This window comes from Marinobacter sp. UBA2498 (assembly GCF_002341575.1).
In the GTDB taxonomy this organism is placed as follows: Bacteria; Pseudomonadota; Gammaproteobacteria; order Pseudomonadales; family Oleiphilaceae; genus Marinobacter; species Marinobacter manganoxydans.
Window position 1 is genome coordinate 1 of sequence record NZ_DDOI01000138.1, and the last position, 12,063, is coordinate 12,063.

8 protein-coding genes are annotated in these 12,063 nt (G+C 55.2%); 5 read left to right on the forward strand and 3 right to left on the reverse strand.

From position 1 onward, the window contains the following. From B2W52_RS19095 to B2W52_RS19115, 5 genes are all read left to right on the forward strand, one after another. On the forward strand, window positions 1-651 hold a 651-nt coding region (locus tag B2W52_RS19095), incomplete at its 5' end, for a lysophospholipid acyltransferase family protein (RefSeq protein ID WP_286803916.1). Then, window positions 651-1,598 (forward strand): SDR family oxidoreductase, encoded by a 948-nt coding sequence (locus B2W52_RS19100; protein ID WP_014577243.1) that lies wholly within the window; start codon window positions 651-653, stop codon window positions 1,596-1,598. The genes B2W52_RS19095 and B2W52_RS19100, both read left to right, overlap by 1 nt. 79 nt (window positions 1,599-1,677) lie before the next feature. Beyond that, complete coding sequence (gene prsK, locus B2W52_RS19105) at window positions 1,678-3,813, forward strand: XrtA/PEP-CTERM system histidine kinase PrsK (RefSeq protein ID WP_273069811.1); 2,136 nt, start codon at window positions 1,678-1,680, stop codon at window positions 3,811-3,813. A gap of 103 nt (window positions 3,814-3,916) precedes the next feature. After that, window positions 3,917-5,290 carry a PEP-CTERM-box response regulator transcription factor gene (prsR, locus tag B2W52_RS19110; protein ID WP_273069810.1) on the forward strand — a complete coding sequence of 458 codons (1,374 nt, stop codon included), beginning with the start codon at window positions 3,917-3,919 and terminating at the stop codon, window positions 5,288-5,290. Between the two features lie 51 nt (window positions 5,291-5,341). Further along, window positions 5,342-8,041 carry a tetratricopeptide repeat protein gene (locus B2W52_RS19115; RefSeq protein WP_286803917.1) on the forward strand — a complete coding sequence of 900 codons (2,700 nt, stop codon included), beginning with the start codon at window positions 5,342-5,344 and terminating at the stop codon, window positions 8,039-8,041. 132 nt (window positions 8,042-8,173) lie between these two features. Here the strand turns inward: B2W52_RS19115 and xrt are convergent, their stop codons facing one another. The 3 genes from xrt to B2W52_RS19130 all read right to left on the reverse strand — a co-directional run. After that, window positions 8,174-9,751 carry an exosortase gene (gene xrt / locus B2W52_RS19120; protein WP_286803918.1) on the reverse strand — a complete coding sequence of 526 codons (1,578 nt, stop codon included), beginning with the start codon at window positions 9,749-9,751 and terminating at the stop codon, window positions 8,174-8,176. Between the two features lie 75 nt (window positions 9,752-9,826). Then, the gene (locus B2W52_RS19125) at window positions 9,827-10,957 is read right to left on the reverse strand and encodes a GNAT family N-acetyltransferase (protein ID WP_273069804.1); all 1,131 of its coding nucleotides are present in this window, start codon (window positions 10,955-10,957) and stop codon (window positions 9,827-9,829) included. Next, window positions 10,951-12,063, reverse strand: a 1,113-nt coding sequence (locus B2W52_RS19130; RefSeq protein ID WP_286803919.1) for a GNAT family N-acetyltransferase, incomplete at its 5' end; no start/stop codon positions are given. The genes B2W52_RS19125 and B2W52_RS19130, both read right to left, overlap by 7 nt.

Genomic DNA, 12,063 nt, shown 5'->3' on the forward strand with positions numbered 1-12,063 from the left:
TACTTCAGGGTACAAGCGCACGGGGTGGAAAACATTCCCGCCGAGGGGCCGGTGCTCATTATTTCCAATCACAGTGGCCAACTTCCTATCGACGGCCTGCTGATTGGCTATGCCCTTGCCTCGCGGGAAAAAGATGCCCGCATTCCAAGGGCCATGATTGAACGCTTTTTTCCAACCGTGCCCTGGCTGGGCAATTTGCTGAATGAAGTTGGCGCTGTACTTGGAGACCCGGTCAACTGCGCCAAGATGCTCGCCAATGATGAAGCCGTGATTGTTTTCCCCGAGGGCATTCGAGGTTCGGGCAAGCTTTACCACGACCGCTACCAGCTCAAACGGTTTGGGAACGGCTTCATGCACCTGGCCATGAAGTACAAGGCGCCGATCGTGCCCGTTGGCGTGGTGGGTTGCGAGGAAACCATCCCGGCCATCGCCAACATAAAGCCCCTGGCAAAAGCCCTGGGCATTCCCTATGCCCCGGTCGCCATGCCCGTGGTACTGCCGGCAAAAGTTCACCTGAACTTCGGAGCCCCGATGTACTTCGACGACCTTGAAATTCCCGAAGAACAGGTCACCGAACGCGTAGAGAAGGTCAAGGCGGAAATCAGCCGGCTGATCGACAAGGGACTGAGCGAAAGGAAAAGGCTTTTCTGATGAGCGAACAACGCAGACCGCACATTCTGATCACCGGTGCCGCCGGCGCCCTCGCCCAGAAAGTTATCGAACAGCTTCGGGATACCTGCGACCTGGTCGCCGTGGATTTCCGCGAACAGGTCTACCTGGGCGACGACATCCCCAGCTACTGCATCGATTTCAACAAGCGGGTGTTCGAGGATCTGTTCCGGCGCTATGAGTTTGATGGCGTGATCCACATGGGCCGGATTATGTCCAGCCAGCTCACCCGCATGCGGCGCTACAACGCCAACGTGCTCGGCACCCAGAAGCTTCTGGACCTGAGCCACAAGTACGGCATAAAACGAGTGGTCGTGCTTTCAACGTTCCACGTTTACGGAGCGGTGGCATACAACCCCGCACTTATCGACGAAGCGGCACCGCTCAAGAGCGCAGGGCTCAGCGCCGACCTGATTGACTCCGTGGAGCTGGAGAACCTCGCTAACATCTATCTGTGGCGCTACCCGGAACTGAACATCACCATCCTGCGACCCTGCAATATCGTCGGGCCGGGCGTGCGCAACACCATCAGCACCCTGCTGGGCAGCGAACGGGCTCCAGTGCTGGCGGGCTTTTCGCCCATGATGCAGTTTATCCATATCGATGACATGGCCGACGCCATTGTGCTGGCGTATAAAAAACCGACACGTGGCGTGTTCAACGTCGCGCCGCAGGACTGGGTGGCTTACCAGCACGCACTAAAGCTATGTGGCTGCAAGCGAATCCAGGTGCCGTCCATTCCGCCGATGGTTCCGAAGATGATACTCGGCACCTTGAAACTGAAGAGCTTTCCGTCCTATCTGATGGCGTTCTTCAAGTATCCGGTGGTGATTGATGGGCGGGCGTTTGTTAATGAGTTCGGATTTGAGCCGAAGCGGCCGCTAAAGGAGATTTTCCGGTTTTATCGGGAGAACAAGAGGCCGGTTTAGTCAACAGCGGCTACATAAGTTACTCTCACTATAAACAGAGCTATTCTTTGGAAAGGATTTCTTTACGGGGCACTCTGGCATGTTCAGCAACATGGACGTACTCAGCTATTCGCTGGCAGCGGTTACGTTCGGGCTACTTACAATACTGGTAGTATCCCGCTACCTGCGACGGGGTGTCGACCGGGCACTGGCACTCGCTGCGACAGTAAGCATGATTTGGGCGGCTACAATCGTCAGCCAGAGCCTTTGGGGGCAGCCTGGATTCAACATCCGCTATCTCGTTGAACTGCTCCGAGACGCCTCCTGGATCTACCTGCTGTTTGCTCTGCTAAAAGATGGTCTAAAAGAAAAAAAGCTCACAAACAAGGTAAAACACATCCTTGGAGCGACTACGGCAATCCTTCTGACGCTGTTGGTCGCCATCGCGTTGATCGAAAATTTCAGTACCGTCGGCATCTCCACGGGCAAAGCCAAACTGCTGGGCCAAATCGGTCTCTCCCTTCTCGGCCTCTCAATGGTTGAACAGATCTGGCGCAATTCGCCAAGTTTTGGCCGGTCAAGTATCAAATACATGTGCATTGGCATTGCCACCATCTTTGCCTTCGATTTCTTCATGTACGCCGATGCACTTCTCTTTGGCCAGGTGTCCGACTCTTTCTGGAACGCCCGGGGATTTGTGAACGCCCTGCTCACGCCACTGTTTGCCATCAACGTCATCAATACCCGCAAGCAACCCGTGGATTTCCAGCTCTCCCGCTCGGCCTTTTTTCATGCGGGCACCCTGGTTTTCGCCGGCGGGTACCTGCTTTTTCTGGCCCTTGGCGGTTATTACGTAAGGGTACTTGGAGGCGAATGGGGGGATGCGCTTCAGGTTCTTTTCTTCACCATTTCACTGGTATTTCTGACCACACTCCTGCTTTCCCGACGTATCCGCTCCAAACTGATGGTACTGATCAGCCAGAACTTCTTCGATTACAAATACGATTACCGGGAAGAATGGCTAAAAATGACCCGGGAGCTGGCCGACCTCAGCGACGATCCTCCACTTCCCGAACGAGTTATCCGAATGCTGGCCGGGCTTGTCGAAAGCAATGCCGGCGGCATCTGGCTGATAGGTGAACAGGATGCCTATATCCTGAAGGCCGCCGTTAACCTCTCGACACCGAAATACACCATGATCGATGGCGATTCGGAGCTGGTCCAGTTCTTCCGCGATCGTGAGTGGATCGTGGACTTGCACGAGTACCAGTCGGATCCCGTCAGCTACAATCTTCTTGAAATTCCGGACGCCATCACCAAAACACCGGACGGCTGGCTGATCATTCCTTTATACCTCGGCAATGAACTCTATGGCATGGCACTTGTAGGCAACCCCTACGCTCGCGTAGAGCTGAACTGGGAGAACTTTGACCTGATCAAGGTTGTAGCCCGGCAAACATGCAACCTGCTGGCACAGGCAGATGCCCAAAACCGACTGTCCAGGGCCATGCAGTTTGAAGCTGTCAGCAAGGCTTCTGCCTTTATGGTCCACGATCTGAAGACTGTCATCGCCCAGCTTTCCCTGCTCGTGAAAAATGCGCCAAAACACCGGAACAACCCGGCCTTTATTGACGACATGATCAACACCACAGAGCATGCTGTTCGCAAAATGTCCAACCTCGTTGAACACATTCGCAAGCCGTCCCAGGATGATGACAGCAAACTGGCACCGATAAACCTCACTGAGCTGGTTATCGAGCTCATTGCAAGTCATCAGCATCGTGCTCCTTATCCTCATTTGGAAGGCACGCCCCCAAATGCCACAATCAAAGCGGATGCCGATCAGCTGCGCAGCGTTCTGGGACACCTGATTCAGAATGCTCAGGATGCAACACCACCCGATGGTGAGGTTGTGCTGACCCTGAAGATCGCAAAAGGTAATGTTGTGCTGTTCATTCAGGACAGCGGCAGCGGAATGACCGAAGAATTTATCAGTGGGCAGCTCTTTAAACCATTTGAGAGCACAAAAGGTCTCACAGGCATGGGAATAGGCGCTTACCAGGCCCGCGAGTACATCCAGAAGCTGGGCGGCAACATCGATGTAACAAGCGAGCCCGGAATCGGCTCCTGCTTTTCAGTTCGCGTACCTCTGGCCGCACCAGGTCCTGCCAAAATGCCTGAGCCGGGATATCCATTGATTTCTGACACTACGGGAGTGAGAGAGGACGCCAATTAACTGCCATTTTCTTGCATCAAGAAAGACGAGCATTGCAAAGTGTCAATGTTCAGTTAAGAATCAGGGGTAAGGACACATACTACAAAAAGGATTTACTGCTGTTGTGACCAGACGACTATTAATCGTAGAAGATGATCCAGGCCTTCAAAGCCAGATGCGCTGGTGTTTCAGTGAGGATCTGGGGGTAACCGTAGCATCCGATCGAGATTCCGCCCTCGCCGCTATCAGGCGTGAGGAGCCGGAGGTTGTTACTCTGGACCTGGGCCTTCCGCCGGATCCGGGTGGGGCCTCGGAAGGCTTTAATCTGCTTGAAGAAATCCTTCGCCTTGCCCCAATGACCAAAGTAATCGTAGTGACCGGCCGGGAAGACAAGGAAAATGCCGTCAAGGCCGTGGGCATGGGTGCTTCCGATTTCTATCAAAAGCCCCTGGATGCAGACATTCTTACTTTTGTGGTTAGCCGGGCCTTCCGACTTGCGGAACTGGAACACGAAAACCGGGAACTCGCCCGGTCTGGCAATGGCACCAATATCAAGGGCATTGTTGCTGCAAGCCCACAAATGCTGGCTGTTTGCCGAACACTGGAAAAAGTTGCCCCCACAGATGTAACCACCCTGATCACCGGCGAAACCGGTACCGGCAAAGAACTCCTTGCACGAGCTTTGCATGACCTCAGCCCGCGCTCAGAAAAACCGTTTGCAGCCATCAATTGCGCAGCGATTCCGGAAAACCTCCTGGAGAGCGAACTGTTTGGCTTTGAGAAAGGCTCATTCACCGGAGCGACTCAATCCAAAAAAGGCAAAATCGAAAGCGCTAACGGCGGGACTCTATTTCTGGATGAAATTGGCGACATGCCTATGGCGCTCCAGGCCAAACTGCTGCGCTTCCTGCAAGAACGCGTGATTGACCGGGTGGGCTCGGTAAATGCCATATCCGTTGATGTTCGGGTGGTTTGCGCGACCCACCGAGATGTCAGGCAATTGATTGAAAGCGGGGATTTCAGGGAAGATCTGTACTACAGAATCAGCGAAATCACTCTTGATGTGCCCGCAGTCCGGGAACGTGAGGGCGATGCTCTGGTTATAGCACAGTCCCTCCTGAAATCGCTGGGCAAACATATGGATCGCCCCAACCTCTCGTACAGTGAAGATGCCATCAACGCCATTAACAATTACCCATGGCCGGGCAACGTTCGAGAGATGATCAACAAGGTAAAACGAGCCATCATTATGGCGAACAGTAAGCGGGTGACCGCCGAAGATCTTGAACTCGACGGGGGTCAACAAGGCCAGGACCAGCAACTTAACCTGAGGAAAGTGCGGGAAAACGCCGAACGGGCAGCCATTTTACAGGCGCTCCAATCCTGTAGTTTCAATATGGCCCGGGCCTCCCGCCTGCTGGGCATTACCCGGCCAACCCTATACAACTTGACCGATAAATATCGGATACAAACTTCATCTGAATCACCAGGTACCTGAGTAGCAAGCAGGGAATCCACAATAAGATTTAAAAGGGAAAGGAACAGGGCCATGAAACCAGTGTCAGCAGTACGTGCCACCTTCCTGGTAGTTGCCATTTCGCTCACTCTCGCAGGTTGCAGCGAAGAAGAACAAGAAATGAGCCAAGAGGAGATCCAGTATCTTAGTCATATGGATCAGTCCCGGTTTTTCCAGCGCCAGGGGGAGCTTAAGGCCAGCACTCTGGAGGCCCGTAGTGCGATTGAGCTGCAGCCGGAGCGCGTAGAGCCGTATCTTTTAATCATCAACAACCTTCTTACGGCTGGCGATGCCAAGAATGCCGAGCGCATGCTCGACCAGTTGCTTTCGGATATTGGCGAAGAATCCATTAGCCAACAGAATGCTAACGATGCAGCGCTGATCCGTTCGGAAGCCCATTTGATGCAACGCGAGCCTGAGGAGGCGCTGGCGGTACTTGATGCGCTTGAAGACCCGGACCGCGTTCAGCAGCTGGAAGGAGCTTTACTCAGAGGAGAAATTCACTTGGCCGCAGGCCGTCTTGATCAGGCGGCAGAAGCGTATTCGGTTGCACAGAATACTGACCCTAATGCAGTCCGGCCATTAATCGGTCAGGCCAGGGTGGCTTACCGTCAGAACAAGCCCGGTGAAGGTGATGAGTATATTGCTCAAGCCGAAGAACTTGATCCGGACCACGTCGAACTATGGCTCCTCAAGGCCGGCATTGCGCAAGACAGAAAGGATTGGCCAGACGCCGAACAAGCATTGATAAATGCGCTGGAGACAATCGGTCAGTACGACGTTATGACATACCAGAAGTTTGAAACCATGTCGGCGCTGATCAATGTACTGCGGGAACAGGGCAAATCCTCTGAAGCCTTTGTCTACGAAGAAATTCTCGCAAAATCAGCGCCTGGCACCATCAGGAGCAACCTGATAGCGGCACAAGAGGCATTCAACAACGGCGAACTGAATAACGCCGCACGCTATCTCGAGGAAGTACTGTCCCAGGCTCCGAGCCAGCAGCAGGCCGCACTGATGCTGGGCCTTATTCGCTATCGCCAGGGCCGGCCAGAGGAGGCTGAAGCCCTGCTAGCCCCGGTTGCCGATATGGAGGACTCGGAGCAGGCGAGAAAACTACTTGCGGCCACCCGCCTGCAAATGCGCAACCCGGAAGGCGCCCGGGAAATCCTCGCCAATCTCGAAGACCAGGATTCAGACCCGGAAACCCTGGCGCTGGTGGGCATCGCCTCACTGGTCAGCGGCGACACAGAAAGCGGCGAGCAGTTCATCGAAAAATCGCTGGACCTCGCCCCCGACAACAACAACCTGCGGTTGCGGTATGCAACGTATCTGGTGCGCACAGGCCAGACCGAAAGGGCCATCGAACAGGCCAACCGGGTACTGGAGAGCGATCCGGAATCAGAACAGGCAAGATTGCTGGTTGTCCAGGCCCATGTATCCGCCAACAACAACGATGCGGCCATCGCCGCGGCGTCCGACTGGGTTAAGGAACAACCAAAAAGTGTTGCCGCACTGGTTACCCGTGGCAATGTCGCCGCCAACGCCGGGAATATCGAAGAGGCCAGACAGTATTACCAGAGAGCCACGGAAGCGGATAGCGAGAACCCCGCCGGGCTTAACGCCCTGGGCAACCTGGCACGGTTACGCAATGAAACAGACCAGGCAAAAGACTACTACCGCCGTGCCATTGAACTGTCCCCGGACAATCGCCAGGCACTGCAGGGGATCTCCTCGGTTATGCCGCGTGAAGAACTGAAGGCGCTGATGGAAGAGGTCCGGGAGAAACACCCGGACGCGTATGGCCCCAGGCTGATATTGCTGGAATCGGCATTGATTGACAACGACACCCAACGGTCCGATGAGCTGACCGCCGGCCTGCTTGAACGGGAAGACGAATCCAGCCCTGCCCCGGCAGAATCACTGGTTGCTTCCGTGTACCATGGCATTGCCACCCAGCTGGCCCAGCGTGAACGCCTGGAACAGGCAGCTGACGTGCTTCGCCGGGGGCGCATACTGTTTCCGGATAACGAAGAAATCGGCATCCAGGCGGCTGCCATTGAGTTCACCCGGGGAAATGCCAAAGAGGCCCGGGACATCCTGAGAGACGTCAAACAACAACATCCCGAATCCGCAACGCCCTTCCGCATCGAAGCCCGCTACTTTGAAAGGCGGGAGGAGTATCAGGAAGCCGCCGAGCTCTATCAGCTTGCCCTTGAACTGGAACAAACCGCCGAACTGGAAGTCGCCCACGCCCGCGCCCTGGTTCGGTCCGGGCAGCGCGACAAAGCTGTCGAATCCCTCGAAAACGCACGCCAGGCTTTTCCACGGAACCCCCAGGTGCTGATGAGCTTGGCGGTACTACACCAGGAAAACGAGGCGCCTGAAAAGGCAATACCGCCCTATGAAGAATTGCTTGAAGTAACACCCCGGAACGTGGTGGCACTCAACAACCTGGCGTGGATCTACCACCAACAAGGCGACGAACGCGCCATGGAACTGGCCAGGCAAGCTTTCGAGCTGAACTCCGGCAACGCCGCCATTGCAGACACCTACGGCTGGATTCTGTTCCAGGCGGGAAAAACAGAAGAAAGCCTGCCCGTGCTTGAAAAAGCCCACGAACTGCAACCTGATTCGGAGGAAATTGCCATGCACCTGGCTGAGGCCTATCGCGCCAACGGCCGCGATGCGGACGCAAAACTGGTGCTGGAGAAGTTTGGTGACCAGGGGTAAACGCGGAAAGACACAGACGCCATAACTACCGCCACATAATACCGAACCGTTCGTAGGCTTTGGTGGCACTCTCCCTCCTTCGCAACAACAGTACTTTACTCATCGTAATTGTTGCGCAAGGAAGGTAGTGCGTTAGTCCTCGCCTCTTTTCTTTTCCGCAACTTGTTTATCCACAGCGGTCACCACCTCTTCCATCACTGAATCTATTAGTGAAGACAAACGCTTTTTCCCATCACAGTCTTCGCAATACACAGCAAATACGATCAGAGAAGCATCGCTGCGGGAATTCATAAGCCCCCAAACCTGGGCCAGCTTGGCTCTCAGGTTATCCGTCTCCCAGAATCCCTCTACGTAATAGGTGTAGGCAATGTGTATCCGCGTGTCGGTAAACCGTTGACGAAGCGTCAAGCCTTTGAGGGGGACTTTCCCTGGCCCGGACAGAGTGAAAAATGTCTCTGGATACCAGCGTTCCCGATCATAAACCCGATTCGAATACTGGATTACTTCAGCACCCTCCCGCTGATAGTCGTAGCTGTAAACCGCCGCAAAAAGGGATTCACCAGGCCCTGATTGATCGCCCGCACCTCTCCGGTCAAACAGTGTCTGGGTATACAGCCAATCTGGGTTCTGAACCCTTGGACGCCAGCCCTCCAGGTTGGTTGAGAAAAGCGGACCGTAACGTTCCCCAACCAGCTTAAGGTCCAAAGCCAGAGGTTCCGGCTTTATGTCGCGATCCGACGATGGCAACGCGGCCCATACCAGAACCGGCAAAAGTGCGGTGATAACAACACCAACTTTCAGCCGCATGGCGCCAGTGCGGCTAAACGATGCCAAAGGTTCAGTCGCTTCCACCTTCTGATCCGAGTCCCGCTCTGCCTTCATCGACTCCAGTCGTCGACCCACCAGGAACAGAGGAATCAAGGTGGCTGCAAACACCCACCAGCCAAAACTTTCGTGGTCTTCAATCAGAGAGGATTGCATGTTGGTTTCGTGGCCCATGTAAATAATCACGAAAACTCTTATCCAGTTGGCGAAAAGCGCAAGTAACACACTCGTCGCAAACAGGATTACACGGGCGCGAAGGGTGCGCAGATTCAACTCGCCATAGATCAGCGACAACGACTGGCCAACCAGCAGGTACCGCAAACCCGAACAGCCATTGGCAATCTCAAAGGCCCCCACCCCTATGAGATAAACAAACACACCCTCAATTTCAAACTCAATATCAAACAGGCCGAGTAACAACTGATTGATTTCTACCGTAATGACCTGAAGCGTCCAGGACAGAAAGTCCCAGACCGGCATCGCAAAAAACAACAACCCTACCGGCGCAATAAAGAACCGGACCTGTTTCCATCCTAAAAGAATGGCCAGCGCACCAAGCAGTAGCGGAACCAGCATCAGATGCTGGAGCGCCTGCACCCGCAGCAGATCACCCATTCCATAGGCTAGCAGCGCCAGCACAAAGGGCATTAGCCACAAGGGATAAAAACCGGGTACCAGAGCTCGCTGTTTCAGCACACGGAATATCAGAAAAACAGAAACCAATAGCAGCAGAAAACCGTGAGAGTAGGATTCATCAAACCTGAGCCACCGGCTGACAATACCCTCAACGGTTGGCCAGATAAGCAGGAAAAGGGCGCCAAATACTAAAAGGAACGGAGATGCCGCCCGGATCAGGCCACGAAAACGAATCCTTCCAATCGCCATACGCCTACACCCCTTTCCTGCCAGCGGATCCCCGGCTTATCGGGCCTGTCCGTCGAGGTTTGTGCCACGACAGGATCACAATCCCACCCTACGACTGAGCCCCCTCGCCATAAACAGGGGGCTGGCCGCCTGGATACGATACAGAGCCTTGAGCAGAGGGCTGCGAACTACCTGGAATGTGGAGAAATGCACGGCCTCACCATGAAAGTGCGATTTATAGAACTGATTTTTACCATTACCGGCGAGCAGATCATAGGCGCTCGTTGCCCCGTCACTGAAAGCAGCTTCAATGGCGTGCCCCAAGTGAAGGTAACCCAGGGACACTTTCGGGTCGAAATCTTCCTCATACCCGGCCTGAAGATTATACCGGCAGCCGCGAACCACCACATCGTACAAAACAGAAACACAGTGTTCATTGTACAAAATCAGACTCATCGCCGGCTCACCTTCACACAGATGCAGCCTTTGCAGCAGCAGGCGGTGAAACCTCAGCGCTTCCCTGTCGAACGCCGGTTTCCCCCAGCGCTTCATATGGAAAGCGTTGAGGCGCCCAAAAAAGTCCCCATCACGGCCTTCCTCATGGTCAAGAAAATCAAGCTCACCCTGCTTTTTCAGGTACGATCTGCGGTTATAGGCTTTAAGCCGGGTATTCTTTCCAAGCCCGGCCAACCAGTCATCAAAGCGGCCAGTGGTATTGATGCGAATTCCGACATCTTCGGTTCGGTGAATCATCCGATAACCCCGCTGGTCATAAAACCGCCCGACTTTAAGGCTCTCCAGCTGATCCACGGGCACATCGGTACTGATCATCTCATCCCATTTTAGCTGTTCCAGCGCCGGAACAAGCGCCGCCGTGACCGCCTGCTCACTGCCCCGACGGGCAATGATTGCGCAATACTCCGTCCGCACCGTTGGTGCAAGCCGCCAGGCATTACCTATCATATAAAGGCGGGCAACCCGAACACCGCCAGGCATCACCAGAACCCGGCGACAGAAAGGGCCAATGCCGACTAGCTCACCCCGCTGATCAAAGACACCCAGCAGTACCAGTTCCATACCCAGAACCTGGGACCAGGTTTCCCACCAGCTATACAGCCAGGGCCAGCTCATGAACAGTGGATTGGCATCGGAGGCTCCAAGGCACGCCTGCCATTCCTCCGCCATGGCGGCAAATCCTGCCTCGGAAACCGGCTTAACCCTCAGCATGGCGCACGCTCCAGAGCCGACACACCCGGCACGGTTTGCGGGTTGTAAAAATCACTGGCGGCCTGGAGGAACTCTCCATCGGAGTCACCGGCCATGATAAACCAGACAGAGGAACCGGCAGCAGGCTCCGCTCCCGGCTCGTAGACATAGAAACGTGGCCGACCCCGGAGCTGAACAAAGCCTTCCGCCAGAAACGTTTCTGCCAGTTCCGGGTCCGAGGTAACAGAAAACACCTGATCTGCATGGGGCCAGTGCCGGACCGCTGCACCCACAAGGGCCCGTTTCAGTGGCCGATTCCGGGCCGGCCCGCAATAATCGACAATACGCAATGTGCTCTGGCTGAACCGGGTAACCAGTGTTGCCGCCAGCTCATCATCCTGCCAGGCACAAACGAACCCGTACCGGCCCAACGGGTGCCTCTGGTAACGCCAGTCAAGGTAAGCAAAGTCTCTTCTAACAATCCTTCCATACTCCGGGGCACAACGCTCCCAGAGCGCATCAACCCGGTCTCTTTCAGGCAGGTTTGAGCGCACTTTAATACCCATTCCAGAGATGCCCGGCACGGCGGAGAACGCCCGCCGCAGACGGTTCAGCCACTGGAGACCGCCCAGCAACCAGCTACGAAGCCCGTTGCGCCGGCGCAGCATCCTGTAGCTTCTCACCGATTCATCGGGCACCCATCCAAGGTGACGGAGCACCTCGCTGGCCCGGTTACTGATACCAAAGGCCATGATGACAGGCGCCTTCCTATGCAGCTCGTGCTTGATGACACTCCCCAGCCCCTGCCCGCGCCACGGCTCAGCGAGGTAAAAATCACAACTCCACAAAACCCTTATTGCTTCTCCCTGGTCGGTCGCGCGAGCGGCCATCACGCCGTTGAATCCCACCACTGTGTCCTCGTCGTCAACCAGCACAACGGGCGTGAAGGGCAAACCAAACGGATTGGACTCAAATTGCCAGTGCCACAGTTCCGCCTTGTAGGGCACGTCCCTGAACAGTTTCAGAACGCCTTCCCGGTATTTCGGCTGCCAGGGCACACACCGGGGCACCCCGCTGCCAGCGGCCACAACCCTTGCCTTTGAACCCGGTATCATCTTCGGGGCACC